This is a genomic window from Streptomyces sp. NPDC059092 (genome assembly GCF_042756365.1).
In the GTDB taxonomy this organism is placed as follows: Bacteria; Actinomycetota; Actinomycetes; order Streptomycetales; family Streptomycetaceae; genus Streptomyces.
Map to the genome: position 1 here is coordinate 92,716 of NZ_JBHZEJ010000004.1, position 24,225 is coordinate 116,940.

At 72.1% G+C, this 24,225-nt stretch carries 11 protein-coding genes; 8 read left to right on the plus strand and 3 right to left on the minus strand.

The features are described 5' to 3' along the window. Positions 1-242: 242 nt before the first annotated feature. From ACFXPL_RS04070 to ACFXPL_RS04090, 5 genes are all read left to right on the plus strand, one after another. Entirely contained in the window at positions 243-4,250 is a 4,008-nt protein-coding gene (locus ACFXPL_RS04070) for an amino acid adenylation domain-containing protein (RefSeq protein ID WP_384912094.1), read from the plus strand. After that, positions 4,247-13,669: an amino acid adenylation domain-containing protein gene (locus ACFXPL_RS04075; protein WP_384912097.1), complete on the plus strand. Its 9,423-nt coding sequence runs from the start codon at positions 4,247-4,249 to the stop codon at positions 13,667-13,669. The genes ACFXPL_RS04070 and ACFXPL_RS04075 overlap by 4 nt, the downstream gene beginning before the upstream one ends. 80 nt (positions 13,670-13,749) lie before the next feature. Next, positions 13,750-14,622, plus strand: coding sequence for a TauD/TfdA dioxygenase family protein (locus tag ACFXPL_RS04080; RefSeq protein ID WP_384912101.1), 873 nt, complete (start codon positions 13,750-13,752; stop codon positions 14,620-14,622). A gap of 855 nt (positions 14,623-15,477) precedes the next feature. Beyond that, on the plus strand, positions 15,478-16,266 hold the full coding sequence (locus ACFXPL_RS04085) for a 2OG-Fe(II) oxygenase (protein ID WP_384912104.1): 789 nt from the start codon (positions 15,478-15,480) through the stop codon (positions 16,264-16,266). Further along, entirely contained in the window at positions 16,263-17,009 is a 747-nt protein-coding gene (locus ACFXPL_RS04090) for an SDR family NAD(P)-dependent oxidoreductase (protein WP_384912108.1), read from the plus strand. The genes ACFXPL_RS04085 and ACFXPL_RS04090 overlap by 4 nt, the downstream gene beginning before the upstream one ends. Before the next feature lie 61 nt (positions 17,010-17,070). On the opposite strand, the gene ACFXPL_RS04095 is transcribed toward ACFXPL_RS04090, so the two are convergent. After that, entirely contained in the window at positions 17,071-17,322 is a 252-nt protein-coding gene (locus tag ACFXPL_RS04095) for a hypothetical protein (protein WP_384912111.1), read from the minus strand. 672 nt (positions 17,323-17,994) lie between these two features. On the opposite strand from ACFXPL_RS04095, the gene ACFXPL_RS04100 reads away from it, so the two are divergent. Beyond that, positions 17,995-18,378, plus strand: coding sequence for a hypothetical protein (locus tag ACFXPL_RS04100; protein WP_384912114.1), 384 nt, complete (start codon positions 17,995-17,997; stop codon positions 18,376-18,378). Positions 18,379-18,657: 279 nt separating this feature from the next. Beyond that, a complete protein-coding gene (locus ACFXPL_RS04105) occupies positions 18,658-20,034 on the plus strand; it encodes a family 43 glycosylhydrolase (protein ID WP_384912116.1) in 1,377 nt (458 codons plus the stop codon). 41 nt (positions 20,035-20,075) lie between these two features. Here ACFXPL_RS04105 and ACFXPL_RS04110 read toward each other — a convergent pair whose 3' ends face one another. Next, positions 20,076-20,924: a formylglycine-generating enzyme family protein gene (locus tag ACFXPL_RS04110; protein ID WP_384912425.1), complete on the minus strand. Its 849-nt coding sequence runs from the start codon at positions 20,922-20,924 to the stop codon at positions 20,076-20,078. 140 nt (positions 20,925-21,064) lie between these two features. Next, positions 21,065-22,600 carry a sulfatase-like hydrolase/transferase gene (locus ACFXPL_RS04115; RefSeq protein WP_384912119.1) on the minus strand — a complete coding sequence of 512 codons (1,536 nt, stop codon included), beginning with the start codon at positions 22,598-22,600 and terminating at the stop codon, positions 21,065-21,067. A gap of 376 nt (positions 22,601-22,976) precedes the next feature. On the opposite strand from ACFXPL_RS04115, the gene ACFXPL_RS04120 reads away from it, so the two are divergent. Next, positions 22,977-24,224 (plus strand): ROK family protein, encoded by a 1,248-nt coding sequence (locus ACFXPL_RS04120; RefSeq protein ID WP_384912428.1) that lies wholly within the window; start codon positions 22,977-22,979, stop codon positions 24,222-24,224. Position 24,225 lies beyond the last annotated feature (1 nt).

The window sequence follows — 24,225 nt, forward strand, 5'->3', positions numbered from 1 at the left end:
TACCGACGGCACCGACAGCTCCACCCACACTGCCATACACACCGCCATGCACACTGACACGCACACCGCCCCGCACACTGACACTGTCTGACACGGGCACGGACAGACAACCACCGCAGGTGCGACGGCGCTCCGCGGAGGCGCGAAGCGCTCCGCGCGTGACGACGACGTCCGCCGCGCCTGTCACACCCACCCGCGAACTCACTCCCCCACTGAGCTTCCCCCAGGGGAAAGGGCTGGTCTTGTCGGCGATACGCAGCTCCTCGGACACTTCCCGCACCACGGCCACCGCGCGGCAGCGCGCGATCCGGGCCCCCGGCGGCGAGCCGCACACGCGGCGGGGCACGCCGGTGCCGCTGTCGCCGACGCAGCAGCGGTTGTGGGTGCTGGCACAGCGGGAGGGGGGCGGCGAGGCGTACAACGAACCGGTGGCCTTCTCCCTGCGGGGGCCGCTGGACCGTACCGTACTGCGCCGGGCCCTCGACGCGCTGGCCGCCCGGCACGAGTCGCTGCGTACCCGGATCGTCCTCGTGGACGGCGAGGCGTGCCAGTGGATCGACCCGCCGGAGACCGGGTTCGGACTCGTGGTGGAGGATCTGACGGGGCATCCGGACGCGGACACCCGGCTCGCCGCCCGGCGGTACGAGGAGTGCGCGGCGCCGTTCGATCTCGGCCGGGGCGCGCCGGCCCGTGGCCGGCTGCTGGTGCTGGGCGAGGACCACCACGTCCTGCTCATCACGGTGCACCACATCGTGTTCGACGGGGCGTCCCGGGACATCATGCTGCGCGAACTGGGTCTGCTGCACTCCGCGTTGACGCGGGGCGAAGACGTGGTAGCGGGCAGCGTGCTGCCCCCGCTGACCTCGCGGTACGCCGACCACGCGGCCTGGCAGCGGCGGTGGCTGGCCGGCGAGGAGCCCGGCGCCGCGCAGGAGTACGCCGCCCAGAGCGCCTACTGGACCGGGACGCTGGCCGACGCCCCGCCGCTGCTGGAGCTGCCGACCGACCGGCCGCGCCCTCCCGAGCAGGACTTCCGGGGCGGCCGGGTGCCGGTCCACCTCGACGCGCCGCTCACGGCGGCGCTGAAGGACCTCGCGGAGCGGCAGGGCGTCACCCTGTACGCGACCCTGCTGGCCGGCTGGTCCGTGGTGCTCCGGCATCTGACCCGGCAGTCCGACATCGTTGTCGGCGCGCCGACGGCGAACCGGCGCCGCGGCGATGTCGCCGGGCTGATGGGCTTCTTCGTCAACACGCTCGCCCTGCGGGTCGACCTCTCGGGAACCCCGACGGGCGCGGACATGCTGCACCGCGTGCGCGGCGCGCTCCGCGGCGCCCTGCACCACAGCGACCTGCCGTTCGAGCGGGTGGTGGAGCTGGTCAATCCGCCGCGCAGCCCCGCGTACTCGCCGCTCTTCCAGACCATGTTCGCGTGGGTCCCGTCGCTGCGGGGCCTGCTGGAGCTGCCCGGCGTCGAGACGGAGCCGCTGGACATCCCGTACGCGCCCGCCAAGTTCGACCTGGTGCTCGCGCTGACGGAGGAGGACGGCCGGATCGTCGGCGATCTGGACTACGCGAGTGCCCTGTTCGACCGGGAGACGGTCGAGCGGTACGCGCGCTACCTGCCCCGGGTGCTGGCACAGATGGCCGAGCGGCCCGACCGGGAGATCGCGGACCTTGCCCTCATGGACACGCGGGAGCGGCGGGAGCTGCTGGCGAACTGGAGCACCGCGGAGCCGAGCCCGGCAGGCCCCGGGCTCTCCCTCGTCGAGCGCTTCGAGGCGCAGGTACGCCGCGGCCCCGGCGGCGCCGCCCTGGTGGCCGGGGGAACGCGGCTGGACCGCACCGCGCTGGAGCGGCGCGTCAACAGGCTGGCCCACGCCCTGATCGCCCGCGGCGCCGGCCCCGGCGAGGTGGTGGGCCTGCACGCCGGGCGGTCGGCGGAGCTGGTGGTGGGGGTGCTCGGCATACTCAAGGCCGGGGCCGCCTATCTGCCGCTCGACCCCGGCCAGCCCGCCGACCGGCTGGCCGCGATGGTGGAGGACGCCCGGCCCGCACTGGTGCTGAGCGATCTCGCCGCGCGGCCGGCCGGCTGGTGTTCCCTCACCGGGGTCGAGGCGGAGGGCGCGCGTGACGACGCCCCCCGGGTCGCGGTCCGCCCGTCGGATCCGGCGTACGTCATCTACACCTCCGGCTCGACCGGCCGCCCCAAGGGCGTCGTGGTGACGCACGGATCGGTGACCAACCTGTTCGACCAGTGGCTGGCGCGGTTCGGGGACGCCCCCGGCGAGGCGGCGTCGGCCTGGTCGAGCATCGGCTTCGACGCCTCGGTGCACGAACTCCTCCTGCCGCTCACGACCGGCGCCGTACTGCACCTGGTCCCCGACGCGCTGCGCGGCGACCCTCAGGCGCTGATGGGCTGGCTGCGGGAGCACCGCGTCACGCAGGCCTTCCTGCCCCCGGCCTACGTCAAGTGGATCGACGAGGCTCCGGAGGCCCGTCTGGAGGGGCTGGCCCTGCGCCAGTTGCTGACCGGGGTGGAGTCCCTGCCCGAGACTGCGCTGTACCGGATGCGGCAGATCCTGCCCGCGCTGCGTATCTGTTACGGCTACGGGCCGACCGAGGCCACCCTGTACACGACCGCGTACACCGACTTCCGGCCGCTGGAGCGGCCCTGCCCGATCGGCAGGCCCCTGCCGGGCACCCGGCTCTATCTGCTGGACGAGCGGCGGCGGCCGGTGCCGCCGGGGGTGGCGGGCGAGGTCTGCGTAGCGGGGGCGAGCCTGGCCCTGGGCTACGCGCACCGCCCTGACCTGACGGCGGAACGGTTCGTGCCCGACCCGTTCGTGCCCGGCGAGCGGATGTACCGTACGGGCGACCTGGCGCGGTGGCTGCCGGACGGCAACGCCACCTACGCGGGCCGGGTGGACGACCAGATCAAGCTGCGCGGTTTCCGGATCGAACCCGGCGAGGTGGAGGCGGCGCTGCTGGCGCTGGACGCCGTGCGGGAGGCGGCCGTACTCGTCGACCGTACGGGCCCCGGGGAGCCGCGTCTGGTGGCGGGCGTCGGCCGGGGCGACGCCGAGCCCCGGCCGCCGCACGCGTGGCGTGCGGCGCTCGCGGAGCGGCTGCCCGACTACATGATCCCCTCGGTCTTCGTCGAACTGCCGCACCTGCCGCTGAACCGGAGCGGCAAGCTGGACCGTACGGAGCTGCTGGAGCGCTCCAGGGCCGCGCTGCCGTCCCAGGTCAACACGGGCACCCCGCGCGACCATGTGGAGATGGCGCTCCACCGGATCTGGAGCCGGCTGCTGCTCCATCCCCGGATCGGCATCACCGACAACTTCTTCGACCTGGGCGGGACGTCGATCTCCGCCATCAAGGTGGCCCACGCCGTCCACGAGGAGTTCGGCGAGGAGCTGCCGATCCGGGACATCCTGCTGCATCCGACCGTCGAGGCGCTGGCCGAGCGGCTGCGCAAGGGGGCCACGGGGCGGCCGGGGCCGGACGGCCCCGACGACCACCTCATCGAGTTCCGCGCGGGTGACGGGGAGCGGCGGGTGGTCTGTGTCCATCCGGCCGGCGGCACCGCGTTCTGCTACCTGTCGCTGGCCGCCGCGCTGCCGGCGGAGGTCGGGGTCCAGGGCATCCAGTCCCCCGGTGTCGACGCGGGCGAGCTGCCGCTGCCGAGCGTGGAGGCCATGGCGGAGGAGTATCTGAAACGCGTCGACCCGCAACCCGGTGAGTCCCTGGTGCTGTGCGGGCTCTCGTACGGCGGTCTGGTCGCCCACGAGATGGGGCGGCGGCTGGCGGCGGCAGGACACACCCGGCTGAGTGTGGTCCTGCTCGACACCCACGGGACGGAGGACGCGGCCCTGCGCACGGCGGTCGAGCCGGTGGACGCGGCCGAGTTCCGGGAGAAGCTCGTCCGGTTCAACGGGATGTACCCGGGCATCGAGGACGCCCAGATCGACCGGTACTTCCGTATCTACAACCACAACCGGAGGACCGCCCGGGACTATCTGCCCCCGCCGTCGGCGGCCCGGCTGGTGTTCGTCCAGGCCACCGCGGACGGCGAGGACGGGTCCGAGGTGCGCGAGTTCTGGCAACGGCGCTCCGGACAGGGGTGGTTGACCGAGCCGGTGGCGTGCGGCCACTGGGACATGCTGGAGAGCGACGAGGTGCCCCGGGTGGCCGAGCTGATCACCGCGGAGCTGACCCGGCACGCCTCCGTCACGCGGGAGGCACGATGAGACCGGCAGGCGGCCTGGCCCGAGCGGTGTACGAGCAGGCGCTGCGCACCCCGCGCGCCGTCGCCGTGGCCGACGGGGAGCGACGGCTCGACTACGGTGAACTCGTCGCCGCCGCAGGGGCGGTGGCCGAGGGTCTGCGCCGCGCCGGGGTCCGCCCGGGGGACGCGGTGGCCCTGGCCCTGCCCCGCTCCTGGCGGCTGGTCTGCGCGATGCTCGGTGTGCTGCGGCTCGGCGCCCGTGTCGTCCCCCTGGACCTCCAGAGCCCGCCGGAGCGCCGCCGCCACATCCTCACCGACTCGGCCAGTGTGGCGGTGATCCACGACGGGACGCCCCCGGACGCCCGGAGCACAGCGGACGCCCCTCACACCACCGGCACCCTGCCGGACTCCGTACGCCCTCTGCCGGTCGGCGCGCTCCTCGCCACGGACACGGACGGCCCGGAACAACAGGACTTCCCCGAAACGCCGTTCCCGGATCCGGAGGTCTCCTTCCTCTTCTACACCTCGGGAACGACAGGCGTTCCCAAGGGCGTTGAGGTGCGGGACGCCGGAATCCTGCGGCTGGCCATGCCCGGCTACCTGCGCACGGCCGAGGGCGCGCGCTACGCCTGGCTCGCCAACCCCGCCTTCGACGCGCTGAGTTTCGAGGTCTGGGTGCCGCTGCTCACCGGCGGCCGGTGTGTGGTCCTCGGCGACGAGGCCGTCCGTACCCCGCACGAGCTGGCGGCGGCGCTGGAGCGCGAGCGCATCGACACGGCGTTCGTCACGACGGCACTGTTCAACGCGGTCGTCGACACGGTGCCCGACTGCTTCTCCGGGACCGGCCAGGTCCTGGTGGGCGGCGAACAGCTCAACGCGGCGCTGATACGCCGCTGGTACGCGCACAACGCGACGAGCGCGACCCGGCTCCACAACGTCTACGGGCCGACGGAGGCGACCACGTTCGCCCTGTGCCATCCCGTCCCGCGCGACTTCGGCGGGGACCGCGTACCGATCGGGCGGGCGCTGCCGGAGACCGGGACCCTGCTGGTGGTCCCCGGTACGGAACGGACGGCCGCGCCCGGCGAGACGGCCGAACTCCTGCTGTCCGGCGCGGGCCTCGCGGCCGGGTACCGCAACCTCCCCGAGGAGACCGAACGCCGCTTCGTCCGGCTCCCCTGGCACGACGGCGGCCGTACGCGCCACTACCGCACCGGTGACCTCGTACGCGCGGACGCCGACGGTGTCGTCGAGTACGTCGGGCGCGCCGACCGCCAGGTGAAGGTCCGCGGCTTCCGGATCGAGCCGGGCGAGGTGGAGCGGCGGATCGTGGCGCACCCCGCCGTGCGCCAGGCGTACGTGTGCACCCGCCGCGACGGGGAGCACGGGCCGAACGAGCTGCTGGCGTACGTGGTGTTCGGGCGGGAGGTGCCCTTCGAGGAGTTCGACCGCCATCTCGCGGCCGGGCTGCCCGGCTACATGCGCCCGCACCGCCTCCACCGGGTCGACGCCCTCCCCCGCACCACCAACGGCAAGGTCGACCAGGCCGCTCTGCTGCGCCGCTCCGTCCCGGTCTGGCGCCCCGACAACGGCGGGGACCCGGTCGCGGTCACCGCCCGGCAGCGCGAGGTGCTCGACCTGGCCTCGGGGATCCTCGGCGTACCGGACCCGCGCCTCGACGACCGCTGGATCGCCCTCGGCGGCGACTCGCTCAAGGCCTTGCGGCTGCGCTTCGAGGTGCGGCGGCGCTGGGGTGCCGAGCTGCCGCAGACGGCCGTGCTCGACGGAACCCTCGCCGGGATCGCCGAGGCGGTGGGCGACACGGCCGGGGGCGCGACCGGCGCCCCGGCCGGCCGTGTGTCCGGTGGCGCGCCCCGTCCGGTGCCCGCCGCGCCCTCCGGGGCCCGGACCGCGCCGGCCACCACCGAACAGCAGCGCCTGTGGTTCCTGCAACAGCGCTCCCCGGGCTCCCGGGCGTACCACGTGGGCCAGGCGTTCCGGCTGGACGGTGCGGTCGACGCGGCCGCCCTGCGCCGGGCGCTGCGCGGACTGGTCGAGCGTCACCCGGCGCTCCGTACGGGCTTCGAGGCGGCGCCCGAGGGGCTGCGCCAGGTGGTGGGCGACCCGTACGATCCCTGGAGCGAACCCGGTCCCGGCGACGGGGCGGGCGCCCCGTCCTTCACCGACGCGTTCTTCGGCCGGCCCTTCGAGCTGTCGGAGCCCCGGATGTTCCGGGCGTGCTGGTTGCCGGGGGACGGCGGCGGGATGCTGCTGCTGCACCTGCACCACATCGCGGTCGACGGCTGGTCCCTCAACGTCCTGCTGGCCGACCTGTCGGCCGGTTACGCCGACGCGCTCCGGGACGCGGACACACCGGCGTCGGCGGAGCCCGCGCCGCGGCCCGAGTCCGGCGCACCCACCCCGCTCGACTACGCGCTCTGGCAGAGCGACTGGTTCACCAGCCCCGCCTACCGGGAGCAGCGCCGCGCGCTGCGCGACCACTACACGGGCCCGGCGGCGACGGTGGACCAGCAGGCCGTACCGGCCACCGGCCACGCCCTCTCCGCCGGGCGGCTGCTGCACACCTCGCTCGACACCGGACGCCGCGCCTCCGTCGACCGGATCCGCACCGAACTCGGTCTGACCCGTTTCGAGTTGCTGTTCGGTGTCTTCGCGTGCGCTCTGTACGGAGTGACCGGCCTGACCCGGCCGCGGCTGGCCGGCCCCGTGGCCAACCGGCCGGTGCGGGAGTTCGAGGACAGTGTGGGGATGTTCGCCAACACCGTGCTGCTGCCGCTGACCGTCGCGCCCCGCGACGGCCTGCGCGGCCAGGTGGCCCGGCTGGGCGCCGGTGCGCGGGCGGTGCTGGAGCGGCAGGACGTGGCACTGGCAGATGCGCTGGCCGACCGGGAGAGCGGCGCGGGTGCGGCGGGCGGCCGTACGGGCGGCGTCGGCACGTCGCCGTTCGACTTCCTGTTCGTGCTGGAGAACACCGACTTCGGCGCGCTGGCCCTGCCGGGGTGCGACTCCCGGCCCCTGTGGTGGGCGCCCGCCGAGGCCAAGTGCCCGATGACGCTCTCCGTGGTCGAGCGCCCGGACGGTCTCGACTGCCTGTGGGAGTACGCCGACGACCACTTCAGTGCGGCCGAAGTGGCGGCGCTGGCCGACCTGTTCACCCGCGCCCTCGACCTGCTCGCCGGCGGGGCGGCCACGACCCCGGCCGAACTGGCGGCGCCGTACCGCCGTACCCTGCCCGACCCCGGACGGGGCGTGACCGCGCCCCTGGCCTGGACGACGGTGGCGGAGGGGTTCGCCCGCCAGGTCGCCAGGGCGCCCGGCGCGCCGGCCCTCAACGACGGTGCGCGCGACATCAGTTACGCCGGCCTCGACGCCTACGCGGCGGCCCTCGCGGCCGAACTGCGCACCGCGTACCCGCTGCCATCGCAGGACGACGCCCCCTGCCATGTCGCGCTCCACCTCGAACCCTCCGTCGAGCACGTGGTGGCGCTGCTGGCCCTGGCCCGGCTCAATCTGACCGTCGTACCGCTCGACCCGTCCTACCCGCCGGCCCTGCTGCGGCAGATCCTGGAACGGGTGCGTCCGCTCTGCGTCCTGCTCCCGCCGGGCGGGGAGGCCGCGTTCGACGCCGTCGACCCGGGCGGCATCGCACGTCACACCGTCACCCTGTCGACGGCGACCGGGGCGGAGGCGGCGGTCCCGCCCGTACCACCGCACAGCGGTGCCCGGCCGCTCTACACCCTGTTCACCTCGGGCTCCACCGGTGTCCCCAAGGGGGTGCGGGTGTCCGACCGTACGCTGTGCAACCTGCTCCAGTGGCAGGCCGCGTCCGGCGGTCTCGCGGCCCCCGCCGCCACCCAGCAGTTCTCCATGCTCTCCTTCGACGTCTCCTTCCAGGAGATCTTCGGCACTCTCTGCGGCGGCGGCCGTCTCCACCTCGTACGGCCCGCCTGGCGACAGGATCCCCCGGCGCTCCTCGCCCAACTGGAGGCGGCCGGCGCGGAGCGCGTCTTCATGCCGTACGTGGCGCTGCAACTCCTCGCCGAACACGCCGTCCACCTCGGCCGCTACCCCACACGGCTGCGCGAGGTGGTGACCGCGGGCGAACAACTCGTCTGCACCGACGCCATCCGGCGGTGGTTCGCGGGGATGCCGGGGGCCCGGCTGTTCAACCACTACGGTCCCACCGAGACGCACGTGGTGAGCGCGCTGCGCCTCGACGGCGCCCCCTCCCGGTGGCCGGAACGCCCCGCCATCGGGCGGCCGGTCGCGGGCGCCGTCCTGCGTGTGGTGGACGAGACGGGCGAGCCGGTTCCGCCCGGGTGCACGGGCGATCTGCTGATCGGCGGAACGATGGTCACCCGCTGCTACCTCGGCGATCCGGCGCTCAACGAGGCGCGGTTCGTGGAGGTGCCCGGTCTCGGCCTCTTCTACCGCAGCGGCGACCGCGCCTCCTTCGACCGGGAGGGCCTGCTGCACTACCGGGGCCGCGACGACCAGCAGATCAAGCTGAGCGGCCACCGGCTGGAGCTGGGCGAGGTCGAGGCGGCCCTGCTGCGCCACCCGGAGATCGTGCAGGCCGTGGTGGTGCGTGACGGCGAACGTCTCGTGGCCTGCCTCCAGTTCCGCGACCGGTCGGCGGCGGCCGGCACACGGGCGTCCCAGCCACCGGAGACCGACACCCACACCGGCACCCACACCCACACCGGCACACCGACCGTCCGGGCGCTCAGGGCGCATCTCGCGCCGCTGCTGCCGCCGTACGTACGGATCGACCGCTTCCGGCGGCTGGACGCCCTGCCGCGTACCCCCAGCGGCAAACTCGACCGGGACGGCGCGCTACGGGCCCCCGGCGAGGAGCTGCCCCGCGACACCGAGGGACCGGCCGACGCCGCGACCGTACCCCCGGAGACGGCGCCGGACGATCCTTCGGGACGGGAAGCGCGGCTGGCCGCCGCGTTCGAGGCGGCGACTGGCTCGCCCATCGGACCCGACCAGACCTTCTTCGACGCCGGGGCGTCGAGCCTCGGTCTGATGCGCTTCCATCTGCGCTGCACCACCGAACTGGGCCTGCGCCTCACCGTCGCCGACCTGTTCGAACACGTCACACTCCGCGCGCTGGCCCGCTTCCTCGACGGCCAGGCACCCGCGACACGGCCGGCCGCGAGCCGGCCCGGTGCCACGGACGGTGAGCCCATCGCCGTCATCGGCATGGCGGTACGGGTACCGGGCGCGGCCGGTCTCGGCGCGTTCTGGGAGATGGTGCGGACCGGCGGCAGCGGTATCGAGTACTTCGACGCCCCCGACGGCGTCGTCGGGGCGCGCAGCCTGCTGGACGACCCGCTCGCCTTCGACCCCGAGCACTTCTCCCTCAGCCGGCAGGAGGCCAGGCTGATGGACCCGCAGCAGCGTCATCTGCTGATGAGCTGCGCGGACGCGCTGGCCCACGCGGGCATCGCCGATCCGTCCGCCCTGAGCGTGGGGCTGATCGCCGGCGCCGGGGAGAACACGTACTTCCAGGCCATGCTGCGCGAGGCCGACCCCGCCCTCCTGCCCGACGGCTTCCAGCTCGCCCTGCACCACGAGAAGGACTTCCTCGCCACCAAGGCCGCCTACCACCTCGGTCTGACGGGTCCCGCCTTCACCGCCCAGGCCGCCTGCGCCAGTTCACTGGTCGCCGTCCATCTCGCGGCCGGTCTGCTCCGCCAGGGCGACGCCGAGGTGATGCTGGCGGGCGGCGTTCTGATCGACATGGAACTGGCCGGCGGCTACCGCTACCGGCCGCAGCACATCTTCTCGGTGGACGGCCACTGCCGGCCCTTCAGCGACGACGCGAGCGGCACCATCGGTTCCAGTGGTGTCGGGGTGGTGGTGCTCAAACCGCTGAGCCTGGCCGAGCGCGACGGCGACACCGTCTACTCGGTGATCACCGGCTCGGCCCTCAACAACGACGGCTCCGACAAGCTCAGTTACAGCGCGCCCTCCCTCACCGGCCAGCGTGAGGTGATCCGGGCCGCCCTGCGCCGTGGCGGCCGGACCGGGGCCGACCTCGGCTATGTGGAGGCACACGGCACCGGCACCGCGCTGGGCGACCCGGTCGAGGTCGCCGCCCTGCGCCAGGCGTTCGACGTGACGGAGTCCGGCCGCTGCGCCCTGAGTTCGGTCAAGAGCCAGATCGGGCACCTCGGCGCGGCGGCCGGGGTGGTCGGGCTGATACGGGCGACTCTCGCCGTCCACCACCGACTCATCCCGCCGCACTCCGACTTCCGCGCCCTCAGCCCGCGGATCGGGCCGGACCCGACGCCGTTCTACATCCCGGCCGAGGCACGTCCCTGGCCCACCGGGCGGGACCGGGTGGCGGCGGTCAGCAGCTTCGGCATCGGCGGCACCAACGCCCATGTGATCGTCGAAGCGGCCGCGCGGGACGCGGCGTTCGCCTCGGCGGCGCCCGCGCCCGCCGCGCCCGCCGTGCCCGTCGACGTCACACCGTGTCTGACGCTGTCGAGCAGCAGCGAGAGCGGACTGCGCGCCGACGCCGCCCGCATCGCCGCGTATCTGACCGTCCGCCCCGAGGCGTACGGAGACGTCCTGCGCCATGTGCAGGCGGGCCGGCCCGCGCGTCGCTGGCGGATCGCGGCGGTCTGCCAGGACGCTGCCCAGGCCGTGGAGTGGCTGCGTACGGCGGTCCCGGTCGCCGTGACCCCGGCCGGGGACCCGGTCCCGGCGGCCGGTCGTACGGCGCGGGAGCTGGCCGAGGCGTTCGCGTCCGGGCGGCCGGTCGACTGGCCCGCGGGTCCCGCGCAGGCACCGTGGGACTTCCCCGCGCCCGCCTTCGCGACGGCCGAGTACGACTTCGCGCGCGCCGCGCGCCCGGCCGACGGGAGTGGTCCCGCGCCCGGCCGGGCGGTCGAGGAGGGGCCGCGACGGCTTCCGGAGGCCGCGTGGCTGCACCAGCCGCAATGGGTACGGCTGCGCCACGCCGCCACCACCGCGTCCCCCTCCTCCCGCCTCCTGGTGGTGATGACGGACGGCGCCGTACGGCCGGAGGCGCTCCGCGCCTTCGAAGCCGCCCACGCCCGGGTGGTGCGGGTCGTCGCCGCCGGTGGGTTCGCGCGGCGGGACGACGGTGGGTACGAGGTCGACCCGGCGGACCCCGCGTCCCTGCGCGCACTCCTCGACGCGCTGGCCGAGGCGGGCCGCGACGGCATCGACTGGCTGCACGCGCTGCCGCTGGGGCTCGAAGGACCGGTCGGCGCCGGCACCCTGGAGCGCGCCCACTGGGCCTGCCTGGACACACCGGCCGCCCTGCTGCGTGCGGTGGCCGAAGCGCCCGGGGCGCCGCGGATGCGCCCGTGGTGGCTGTCGTACGGGGCGACGCCGGTGGACGGCCCCGTACGGCGGCCGGAGGCGAACCTGCTGGCCGGCGCAGTCGAAGTAGCCCCGCAGGAAAGGGCGGTGGCCGGACACTGGCTGGATCTCCCGAGCGCGGATCCGGCCGACTGGGCCCCACGGGTGGCGGCGCTGCTGGCCGCAACCGATGACACCGACGCCGCGCCCGCGCTGCCGGGGCAGCTCGCCCTGCGGCAAGGTTTCTGGTGGGAGCGGATCACCCTTCCGGTGTCCGCGGGCGGGCACGACACGGGCGGCCCGGACGGCGCGGAGGACATGGCGGGCGCCGACGGCGTCCATCTCGTCCTGGGAGGTACGGGCGGGATCGGCACCGCCGTCGCTGCCTGGCTGCTGGAGCGTACCGGCGGCCGGGTTCTCCTCCTGGCCCGAAAGCCCGTGCTCCCGGCGGAGTTGACGCCCTGGGCCGACCGGGTCGAGCTGATCGGAGCGGACCTCGCGGGGTCGGCGCCCGAGGAGATCGCGGCCCTGATCGGCGGACGGACCGGCCGCCTCGACAGTGTGATCCACGCGGCTGGAGTGGCGGCGGGCGGCCTGCTCGTACGGCGTGACGTCACCGCGATGCGTGCGGCGACGGCGGCCAAGGTGCGGGGCGCGCTGCTGACGGAGCTGCTGATCGCTCGCTATCTGCCGGGGCTCGCGGTCTACTGCTCCTCGATGTCGGCGCTGCTCGGCGGGGTCGGCCAGTTCGACTACGCGGCGTCCAACGCGCTGCTCGACGGCTTCGCCCACCACCGGTCCGGTGACGGGGAGACCACGGCGCGGCTCACCGTCAACTGGGATGTGTGGCGCGAGGCGGGCATGGCGTTGCGGGCGCCGCGCGCGGACGCCCGCCATCAGGCGCACCTCGCGGTCGGTCTGACCGTGGCGGAGGGAAAGCGGCTGTTCGGGCGGGCCCTCGCGCTGCGGCTGCCGCAACTCCTGGTCTCCACCACGGATCTCGACGCGTCCCGGGTGTTCTACGAGGAGCCGGTGGAGCACTTCCCGGCTGCCCCGGCGGAAACGGTCAGGCCCGCGAAGGACGCGGTGGAGCTGCTCACCGACCGGCTGTGTGAGTGGATGGGGGTGGACCGACTCGACCCGGACGTCCCGCTCTACGACCTGGGCGCCGACTCGCTGACCATGCTGGACCTGATCAGCGAGGCCAAACGGCACTTCGGGGTCGAGCTCGAACTGTCCTGGCTCAGCCACCGGGTCTCCCTCACCGAGATCCTGACCCGACTGGCCACGACAGCCCACGACGGGACGTCCCCCGACGTGGAGCTGGAGATCTGGCAGGAGGGCACCGGGCCCGAGGTGCTGTGCCTGGTGCACCCGGTCGGCGGCGACATCCAGGCGTACCGGTCGCTGGTCACGGCGCTCGACCCGCGGCTGACCGTCTGTCTCATCGCCGACCCGGCGCTCCGCCGGCCCGGTCTGCCCGAGTGGACGCTGGCCGATCGGGCCCGGCGCTACCACGCGGCGCTCGTCGCGCGGTTCCCCGCCGAGGAGTGGCGGTTCCGGCTGGCCGGCTGGTCCTTCGGCGCCTGGGTGGCCGCGGAGATGGCCGTCGAGGCCGAGACAGCAGGCCACCCGGTGGCCTCGCTCGACCTGCTCGACCCGCCCCCGCCTGGCTCCGGTGCACGCTTCCAGGCGTACGACGAGGCCCAGCTCGACACGGTGTTCGCGGCCGAACTCGGCTCCAGCGGGGGTGCGGCGTCCGGTGAGCACGCGCGGGCCTACGCCGAACGGCTCGCCGCGTGCTGCCGGGCCAATCTGCGCAGCATGGCCACGCACGAGGTACGGCGGCTCACGGCCACCCCCGCGCGGTTGTGGCTGGCGCGGCAGCCGGTGGCGGGCGTCCCCTCACTCGGGTCGCCGGAGGAGCAGTGGGGGCGGTGGCGGCCGTACCTCACGGAGTCGTGCTCCTGGCATCCGCTCGACACCACCCACTACGGCGTCGTCCGGCAGCCTTACGTGGCCACGGTGGCCGAGGCGATCAACGCGGCCACCTACGAAGCCCCGGAAAGCGGCTGACCCGACGTCTGCGGGCGTCGCACCGCACGCTCAACCCCCCGCTCGTCAGCACCTGTTCGCCCACCTCACTGGAGGAAGTTGTGGAGAGTTACGAACTGGAAGCGCTCGCACGCGTCACCACCAGGCCCCCGAAGGAGTACCGCACCCTGGAGGTGGCTTCCCTCACCCCCGTCATCGGTGCCGAGGTCTCCGGCGTCGATCTCTCGCGGGAGCTGTCGGAGGAGCAACTGGCCGAGGTGAAGGACGCGTTCCTCGACCACCATGTGCTGGTCTTCCGCGACCAGGTCCTCACGCAGGAGGACCACAAGCGCTTCGCCGGTCACTTCGGCGAGCTGCGCCCGGTCAACCCGCCGCCACCCGAAGGCGATCCGTACATCCTGGAGATCAGCACCAGCGCCGAGGCGGCCAACGTGGCCGGCAACGGCTGGCACGCCGACGGCACCGCCGACGCGGAGCCCTCCCTCGGCTCCATGCTCTATCTGACCCAGGTGCCGGAGCCGGGCAGCGGGGGCGACACCCTGTTCGCCAACATGCACCTCGCCTACGAGATGCTGTCCCCCGCCCTGCGCGCTCTCCTCGACGGTGTGACCGCCGTGCACGACGGTCTCGTCGCCTTCCAGGGGCAGACTCCGCCACCGGGCTACGTGGTCCCCAAGAGCGAACATCCGCTGGTGGTGCGCCACCCGGAGACCGACCGGAAGATCCTGTACGTGAACCGGGCGTACACCGCGCGGATCCCCCAGCTGTCCCACGACGAGAGCCGGGCCGTGCTCGGCATGCTCTTCGACGTGGTGCCCAACCGGCCCCTGCTGAGCTGCCGGGTCCGCTGGGCGCCCAACACACTGGTGTTCTGGGACAACCGCTGTGTGCAGCACCACGCGACGTACGACTACTACCCGTACAGCCGTTACGGCCAGCGCGTCGCCATCAACGGCGGTCCGCTCAAGGGCTAGGGCCTCTCGTTTGGATCTTGCCAGGCTCGCGCGCCCGCAGTGACATCAGCCGCTGACGCGGCGGGCCGCGCCTCGCGGCGTTGTCGTCACGCATCCCCAAGGTCTCGGCTTCGCTCGACCAGGGGAGACCCCATCCGCTCCCGCGTCGCCTCCCTCCTCCGCCTTGCGATCCACGGCACCAACGGGCCACATCAGCCGCTGACGCGGCGGGCGCTCCCTGACCCGGCCAGATCCAAACGAAAGACCCTAGGCCCTTTCGTCTGGATCAGCTGATGGCCCAGGCCGACGCCGATGAGGACCGGCACCGGGCTGCCGACAACCGGCGGCGGCCCTTGGTCCTCGTCCTGACCGCCGGCCAGGTCGGCGGCGCCTCGGCGCCAACTCCCGCTACCACTATGTCAAGAACGCCCGGGACGGACACCCGCTCGCCCGGACGCCGCCGGCAGCCTCCGGTTCCCGCTGGAACCGCTCTTCGCCCTCGACCGCCGACCGCGCCCGTACAACACGTACCTGGAGTGGGAACTCGCCCGTCACCCACTGCCCGGAGGGGACACCGGCATACCGCGGGGCGCGGCGAACCACATCACGGCGACCGGCCACGTGCCCGCGCAGCGGTGCTTCTTCGCCCAGGTCGAGGAAACGGCCCGATGTGCGGGGCACGGGGCGCGGTGGTGGGCGCACGGGGCGTGCTCGGCATGGCCGCTTCGGTCGTTTTCGAGGGGGAGTTCATGTGGTTCCACCCGCGTACGACGTCGCGGTCGACCCCGGTTGCGAGTCCACCCGGGCTGCACGAGACTGAATTGAGCGCCTCTCCCTGATCTGTATCGCTTGAGTCGACAAGCTGGAGGGTGGGCCATGCGAACCGATCTGAATCAACTTCTGGACGGTCGCCGATGGCTGTTGCGGGAGTTCCCGTTCCGTCACATATGGGCTGAGTCTGTTTTCACCCCAACGCGGTACGAGCAGATGATTGCGGAGTTCCGTCACCTGCTCGGCGCGCCCGATGGGAATGGATTCCAGCGGAACATGCCCGGCTACGACGCAACGGGACACAGCTTCCGCCCGGGCTACCGAGGATCCTTCGACGTCTTCTTCTCAGCGGAGTTCCGTCGGCTGATGTCAGCTGTTTCCGGTGCGCCCCTCACCTGTGACGTCGACGCAGGCCTACATCACCATAAACCCGGAGCCCGAAGTGGTCGCGTACACAACGACCTCAGTCCGGGGTGGTTCCCTGCCCGGTCATCCAGCCCTTCACCTGACGCCACGGTGAATCTTTCGGACTCCACGCAATGCAATTACCAATCCGGGGCGACGCAGGAATCCGGTGTGGAGGTCGTGGAGATGGTGCGCGCCCTGGCGCTCATCTACTACTTGGACAACGGACCATGGTTCCCGGGGCACGGTGGTGAAACGGGGCTCTATCTCAGCAACACCGTTCCCGTCACGGAACCGGCCGCCCTGGTACCTCCGAAGGACAACTCCATGCTCGCCTTCGAGTGCACGCCTCGTTCTTTTCATACGTATCTGGAGAGCCGTAGACCACGCAACTCATTGGTCTTGTGGTGGCACCGCCCCAAAGAGGACGCGGCTGGCCGCTGGGGTGAGCAGGCGATCGCGTCGTGGCCAAGGGGGCAGCGGAGATGACTGGCCAGGAACTCGGAAACGAATCGAGGGTGTGCCTGCTCCTGGGCGCCGGAGGACGAATGGGAAGGAGTTTCTGCCAGCATCTCGGCGCACGCTACCGTATAGCCGCGGTGTACCGTAACGGTAATTCAACGGAGGTGCGGCGACAGGAGCGGGTGATCGATCCCCTGGCACCGGACCGACCCGCCCCCGAAATACGCACGCACTTCTATCCGATCGCCGCCGACCTGGCCGATCCGACCAGCAGCGAGCGCATTGTGGAGCTCGCCCTTGCCGCCTTCGGCCACATCGACCTCGTCGTCAACAGCGCTGTGCACTACGACTGGGGGCCAGGTACCTCGCTCGAATTCCTTGAGCGACTTCCCCGTCAGTTGACCATCAATGTCGTGCGCCCTCTTCAGGTTGTCGCAGAGATGTACCGAAAATCATGGCACGCGACCCCCGAGGAAAATCGCCGAGCCAATCGGAACGTCGTCAACCTGTCATCGGTGGCAGCGTTCAACGTTTATCCCGATTCAGGTCAGATCGGCTACAGTTCCTGCAAAGCCGCCCTAACCATGGCGAGCCGTCACCTGGCCCTGGAACTCGAACCGGCGGGAGTGCGGGTGAACGTCATCGCTCCCAACACCTTCCCCGGAATCGTCAGCGTGGAGCAGGTACTTGCAACGCTGTGCGAATTGGATTCCGGCTCGGCAACCGGTGAGGTCCGCGTCCTCGATCGGAGATCGAAAACCATCGAGTGAGAGAAGGGAAGGGGCCATGTCCAACGGCACCGTAACACTCTTTCAGGTCCCTGTTTCAGGTTCACCGGACGCGCAACTGGTCCAGGACAGGCTGAATCAATCGGGCAAGCTGGCCGAGCAGATCGGAGAGGTTGCTCAACGCGCCGTCAATCCTCAAATCGGCGACATCGGCACGTCGTTCGCGAACGTGCTCAGCTCGGTCGCCCAGGGTAAGTCGATGCAGGATGTGAAGGGCCGTGTTCAGGACCTGCAGACCTCTCTTGCCCAGAACGGTGGCGTTCTCGGCAGTGCGGCCGCGGTCGTGCTTCAGCACGTGATAGACGCAGAAGCCGCAGCCGAGAAGGCATTCGACATGATCGGCAGGGCGAACGTTGGCAGTCTCTCAAGCATTGCCGCGGCTCTGAGTGCGATCGTGGCTGCGTTCGTTGCAATAGGCCGTGTGGCTGTTGACGTGGGAATCGCCTTCCTGGGGGCGAGCGCCGCGCCGTTGGGGCTGGCGATCTCTGCTGCTGACAACACGCTGAAGCAGTCGGCCGACACCGTGACCACGGTCGCGAACACGATCGATCCGGGTCCTGACCCTGGTCCAGAACCCGGACCAGACCCTGGTCCAGACCCTGGTCCAGACCCGGGGCCCGAACCCGGTCCTGACCCAGGACCCGGACCCGAACCCGGACCCGAACCCGGACCCGGACCTGACCCCGGACCGGAACCCGGACCGGAACCCGGACCCGAACCCGGACCCGAACCCGGTCCCGAACCCGGACCGGAACCCGGACCAGACCCCGGACCGGGCCCCGATCCGGGTCCTGACCCCGGACCCGGTCCTGACCCCGGACCCGGACCTGACCCCGGACCCGGACCAGACCCCGGACCCGGACCCGGACCCGGTGAGCCCATTCTCGAGCGCGAGGAATGACCGGCATCGCCGTCGGCCGGGCACGGACACGGACACGGACGGGGGCAAACGAACCAAGGGGATGTCATGAGTTTTGAAAGCGAGTTCACGTTTTGCATGCACAGCTCCAGCCTGCCAACGCCTGCGGAGGCGGTGGACTCGGCAGAAGAGGTTCTCCACTTCCTTGAGGAACTCCATCATGCCGCGGAGGCCGCCGGAGGCATGGAGGTCACGCTGACGGCTTTGGAGGCGACGGGATTCACAGGACTCGGCACCATCGCGGCGGAAGCGGGGGCCGTGACAGCTGCCGCATACGCCGGGGCAGTGGCCGGGTGCCTCATCGGGGCAACCGGTTCCTCGATCTGGGACACGCTGGCGCAGAACGAGACCGACTCGGCAGTGGTGCAGGACGTCGTCGTGGCGGCCAACGACGCCGGAGTGACCGTACCTTCGGAATTCGCGGTCGCATAACGGCTCGATACAGCCATGGACAAGCCTCCGAGGCCAACTGGCCCCAGAGGCTTCGTCCATGCCCATGCCCACGCTCCTGTCCACTCTCATGCTCCGCACTCCTGCTCAGCGACTGGCCGGGTCCGGGTCCGGGTCCGCCGGAGCGGGGGACGCCCCCGGATTAATTTTCCGGGGAGTTGACGAAATTCAGCGCGCCTTCGCATGCTGGACGGCATGCCACCCCAGGACGGCTTTCCGGCAGGGCACCGGCATCCTGGACGACTGAGAAGGGCGTGACTGATGACCAGTTCCGAGAGCGAGTCGCAGGTCGACCGGAGGTCCCTGCTGGCCGGGGTCGCCGGCTCCCTGGCGGTGACGGCGGTACTGCCCGCGGCCACCGCGCAGGCGACGCCCGCGGAGACCGGGCCGGCGCGGACGGCGCCGTCGCAGGGCGCGCCGGGCGGGCGCTATCCGTCCAACCGGCCCACCCTGGAGCCGTACGGCCTCGCGGACCCCGGGTCGGACCTGTGGCCGCGCGAGGACAACTCCTTCGTCCTCCCGCTCGAACTGCGCCCCCGCGACAGGGCGCGCGGCCAGGTCTGGATGCGGGACACCTACGTCAACTGCTTCGTCGTCGACGGCCGTCCGCTGTACGTGGCCACGGGCACCACCCGGGTACCCGGGCTGGAAGCGGCCGGCCCGTGGAACGACGGCATCTTCGTGTGGGTGTCCCGGTCCCTGCGGGGACCGTGGAAACTGGCCGACACGACCCGTATCCGGCCCGGCGCCGAGAAGGGGAAGGTGTGGTCGCCCGAGTTCGTCGGCGAGAACCGGCCCGGTCGTACGGTGGTCGCTCCGTGGCAGGAGTACTGGTACGACGACCGGTTCGGCAAGCGCGGTCAGGCCTGGGCCCCGGAACTCCACTACTTCCGCGGCAAGTGGTACATGGTCGCGTGCATGGGCGACCACTCCCGGAAGGTCGGCTCGTTCATGCTGGTGAGCGAGGGCGGCGTGGAGGGCCCGTACCGGCTCGTCGAGGGCAACCTCGACAAGCCGTTCGGCGACTCGTTCATCGGTGGGCCGTCGTTCATCGAGCCCGGCGCCTACCACCACATCGACGGCAGCCTCTACTCCGAGGGGGACAACGCCTGGCTCGTGCTCCACAACGACCTGTACGCGAAGTTCCGGCCCGACATGGAGGACATCGTCACCACGACGAACCTCCCCACGTTCCGGCAGACGCCGTACACGCCCGAGCCGTACCTCGAAGGCGCGTACGTGTTCAAGCACGGCGGCAAGTACTACCTCCTGCACGCCGCGTGGGACCGGACCTCGATCGAATCCGACGGCAGCCCGAGATACGCGTACGAGCCGCCCGGCGACGGACGGGTGCAGTACCAGTACGACGCGATCGTCGCCGTGGCGGACAGGTTCGAGGGACCGTACTCCAAGCGCTGGACCGCGGGGGTCGCCGCCGGCCACAACAACTTCTTCGTGGACAGCCGCGGCGACCTGTGGGGGACGTTCTTCCGCAACCCGAACTTCGGCTACTGGTCGCACCCGTCGCGTATCGCGGACGCCGCCGTGGCCGGGGTCGTACGGCTGGAGTGGACAGGCCCGAAGGGCAACCGCCTGTACGTCCAGCGCCCCGACCGGAGCCGTACGAGCGGCGACTGAGCACGCGGACGGGGGGCTCGGGGAACGGAGCGGACGGGGGCTCAGGGAGCGGAACGGGCCACCCGGAAGCCGAGGTTGCCCGTGGTGCTGTCCGGGGTGTTGGCGGTGCGTGCGGCGACGCGGTAGCGGTTGCAGTACGAGTCGTGGCAGAGGTACGAGCCGCCACGCATCGCCCGCAGCCCCGGCGCCCTCGGGTGCCAGGGGTCCGCGGTCCATTCCCAGACGTTGCCCGAGACGTTGAACAGCCCGAAGCCGTTGGGCGGGTAGGCGTGCACCGGAGCGGTGCCCGCGTACCCGTCCTCGGCGGTGTCGGTGTCCGCGAACGTGCCCTGCCAGATGTTGCAGCGGTGTGCCCCGCCGGGGGTGAGCTCGTCGCCCCACGGATAGCGGGCCTGGTCGAGCCCTCCGCGCGCCGCGTACTCCCACTCCGCCTCGGTCGGCAGACGCCCGCCGTCCCAGGCGCAGAAGGCGGCGGCGTCCGCCCAGCTCACGTGGGTGACCGGGTGGTCCCAGCGCCCGTCCAACGCGCTGCCGGGCCCCTCCGGCGTGTCCCAGCGGGCGCCCTCCACACCGCGCCACCACGGGGTGGCGGCCGGGCTCGGTGACGTCTCGCGCAGCTGCTCGGGCAGGAACGCCGCGAAGACGTAGCTCCACCCGAAGTGTTCGGCCTCGGTACGGTGGCCGGTCGCCCCGACGAAGGCGGCGAAGCGCGCGTTGGTCACGGCGTGGGCGTCCAGGACGAACGGGGCGACGGTGGTCTCGCGGACCGGTCCTTCCCCGTCGCCGGGGTTCACGTCGCTGTCCTCGCTGCCCATCCGGAACGTGCCGCCGGGCAGCTCGACCGGTGTCCGGTACGCCTCGGCCACGACCGCCTCCGAGGCAGTCGCCACCGAGACCGAGACCGAGGCCGCACCCCCATGCGCGGCTTCGGCTTCGGCCTCTGCTTCAGCCTCTGCTACGGCTTCGGCCGGCCGACGCGCGGGCGCGCAGCAGGAGCGGGCCACGGTTTCCGCGTCGGACTCCGCCGGGTTCACGCGTGCTCCTCCCGCACCCCCACCGGCGCGGGGTCGCCACCGGGTTCGCTCTCGAAGGCCGAGAGCGTGGTGTCGTAATCGGTCTCCACGTCGTACATCGGCGTCATCCAGTGGAAGAAGTTGTCGCCCCGCTCGCGCAGCAGGTGGTAGAGCCTGCGGGTCAGTTCGGCCCGCACGTCGCGCAGTTCGGGGTGATCGTAGCGGTTGTGCAGTTCGTCGGGGTCGGTGCGCAGGTCGTACAGCTCGTTGAGCGACTCGGGGTTGACCACCAGCTTGTAGCGGCGGGTGCGCAACATGCGCTGGGGGTACGGGAAGTGGTGGCCGTGGAACTCCGCGAGGTGGTGCTCGTCCCACTCCGGCCGCTCGCCGGCGGCCAGCGGAAGCAGACTGCGGCTGTCGACGGCCGGGCCGGTGTCGCTCCCGGCGAGGTCGAGGATGGTGGCGGTGCAGTCGGTCAGCGAGACGAACTCGTCGCGGACCTGGCCGCTCGGCGCGCCGGGGACCTTCAGGAAGCCGGGGATCCGGTAGATGTCCTCGTACATCGCCGGGCCCTTGTCGTGCAGCCGGTGGGAGCCGGTGAACTCGCCGTGGTCCGCGGTGAAGAACACGGCCGTGTGCTCCTCCAGGCCCAGCTCGCGGACCGCGTCGAGGATCCGTCCGATCTGTTCGTCGATGAGGGTCACGTACCCCCAGTAGACGGCGATCAGCTTGCGGCTCTCCTCCAGCGGCATCGTGTCGAAGGCCCACAGCTTGCTGTAGTTGCTCTGCACCGGTGGCTTGGCCGCGAAGGTCTCGCTCATCGAGGCGGGCAGTTCGACGAGGGCGGGATCGTACAGGTCGTAGTACGCCTCGGGGAGGATGTACGGCAGGTGCGGACCGAAGAAGTGGGTGGCCAGGAAGAACGGCCGTTCCGAGCCGGTCCCCGATCCCGCCGCGGTCTCCCCGGGCGGCGTTCCCACCCCGTCCGCCACCCAGCGGCGCAGCATCTCGATGGTGCGGGTGGCGAGGTAGTGCTCGAAGGTCGCCTCCACCGGCTGGTGGAGGCGGGCGGCGAGGAGGTTGCCAGGGCTGCCGTTGGGTGTGGTGCCGCGTACGGGGTCGGTGATGCGGTACGGCGGCAGGCCGTTCTCCTCCAGGTAGGCGAGGTAGTCCGGGTGGTCCACCGGGTTGTGCCAGCCCGCCAGGTCGGGGCCCTCGAAGCCGTAGTCGGCGGCGGTCCGCCGCACTCCCCCGTGCCACTTGCCCATCAGCCCCAACCGGTATCCCTCGGAGCTGAGTTGCCCGGCGAAGGTGAACTGGTCGTCGGCGAGGTCTTCCAGATAGCCGACATTGCGCTCGTAGTTGGCCAGCAGCTTGTGGCGGAACGGCGCGGCCCCGGTGAGGAGGCTGGCGCGGGCGGGGGTGCAGATCGCGGTGGGCGTGTAGCAGCGGTCGAAGCGGGTGCCTTCGGCCGCGAGCCGGTCCAGGTTCGGGGTACGGACATGGGGGTTGCCGTAGGCGCCGAGGGTGTCCACCCGGTGCTGGTCGGTCATGAGGAAGAGCATGTTGGGGCGCACGGGGACCCTTTCGGTTCGGTCGTTACGGGGTCGGTGGGAGCGGCAGGGTCGATGGGAGCGGTGGGGTCGGCGAGGGCGGTGGGAAGCGGCGGATCGTCGGGGCGGCGAAGGCGGAACGACGGGGAGGAGGGGCGATCTTGACCGGTCCTACGCGAGGCATGCTCCGGCCCTCACAAGATTTATGTCAATGGTGCGAACAATAATCATGTCTCCGGCCGCCGCTCCCCTGCCCGCCGCAGGCCGTACACCGCAGCTAAGGCGCGGTGCGGGGCCCCGTGCCCACTCCCTACCCGCCGGACGGGGCCGGAAATTCCTTTGTTCCGGATCATTGACGAAAAACGTGGCGCTCCCCATGCTGTTCGGCATGCAGGCACACGACGGTCCGCTGACGCGGCTGCGCAAGAGCCATGAGCAGTCCGTTCTCGACCTCCTCCGCAAGCACGGCCCACTCACCCGGGCCGAGTTGTCCACGCATTGCGGCCTGTCCCGGACCACCCTGTACGACATCGTCGCCGGCCTCGTGGACGGCGGCGCGGTGGTCGCCTCGACACCGCGGGCGGAGGTGCGCAGACGCGGTCGGCCGGTCGAGAAGCTCAGCCTCAACCCGGACGCCGGGGAGGCGATCGGCATCGACTTCGCCCGCCGCGCCATCCATGTCTCGGCGGTCAACGTCGCCCATGAGGTGATCGGTTCGGCCAGCGAGGCGCACGCACCCGGCCTCACCTGGCCCCAGCGGGCCGACATCGCAGAACGCCTCCTCGGCTCGCTCGGCGGCCCTCCCCCGGGTGGCAGGCCCGCCGACCGCGCCGCCCGGCGCGGCACGCTCCGGCTCGGCCTGCTCAGCGCGATCGGGGTGGGCGTGGTCGGCCCGGTCATCGACGCCGACGGTACGGACCCGGCCTCCCGGGGACGCGGCACCGACGGCCTGTCCGTACTGCTCCACGAGCGGTTCGGCGTCCCGGTGCTGCTCGACAACAACACCAGACTCGCCGCCCTCGCCGAAGCCGTGTGGGGCGCGGCCTCCGACGGCGGAGATGTTCTCTATCTGCGGCTCTCCCACGGCGTGGGCGGCGGTCTGGTCGTGGGCGGCCGGCTGCACCGCGGGACGTACGGCATGTCGGGCGAGTTCGGCCACATCACCGTCGACCCCGACGGGGCGCCGTGCGAGTGCGGCGGCACCGGCTGTCTGGAGACCGTCGCCTCCCTCGACGCCGTACTGCACCGCTATCGCTCGGCGGGTGGCCGGGCCGAGGACATCTCCGGGTTCCTGGCCGCCGCCGCGTCCGGCGACCCGCGCGCGCTGGCGGTGCTGGACCGTACCGGCACCGCCATCGGCACCGTACTGGCCGCCGTGTGCAACGCGGTCGGCCCCGGTGTCATCGTCATCGGCGGTGAACTCGCCCAGGCGGGACCCGCCCTGTTCGAGCCGGTGGAGCGGGCCTTGCGCACCCAGGTGATGCCGATGGTCAGCCACCGGGTGCGCGTACGCCGCGCCACGCTCGGCGACGCCGGCAGCTCGCTGGGCGGTATCGCCCTCGTCCTGCGCGAATCCCCTTTGCTCTCCCGTTATCCGCAGCCCGTCACCGAGGAGCACGCGTGAA

Coding starts and splice junctions, on each gene's coding strand:
- ACFXPL_RS04105 (WP_384912116.1), top strand. CDS start 18,658: ATGACCAGTTCCGAGAGCGAGTCGCAGGTCGACCGGAGGTCCCTGCTG.
- ACFXPL_RS04100 (WP_384912114.1), top strand. CDS start 17,995: ATGAGTTTTGAAAGCGAGTTCACGTTTTGCATGCACAGCTCCAGCCTG.
- ACFXPL_RS04115 (WP_384912119.1), bottom strand. CDS start 22,600: ATGACCGACCAGCACCGGGTGGACACCCTCGGCGCCTACGGCAACCCC.
- ACFXPL_RS04090 (WP_384912108.1), top strand. CDS start 16,263: ATGACTGGCCAGGAACTCGGAAACGAATCGAGGGTGTGCCTGCTCCTG.
- ACFXPL_RS04120 (WP_384912428.1), top strand. CDS start 22,977: ATGCTGTTCGGCATGCAGGCACACGACGGTCCGCTGACGCGGCTGCGC.
- ACFXPL_RS04085 (WP_384912104.1), top strand. CDS start 15,478: ATGCGAACCGATCTGAATCAACTTCTGGACGGTCGCCGATGGCTGTTG.
- ACFXPL_RS04075 (WP_384912097.1), top strand. CDS start 4,247: ATGAGACCGGCAGGCGGCCTGGCCCGAGCGGTGTACGAGCAGGCGCTG.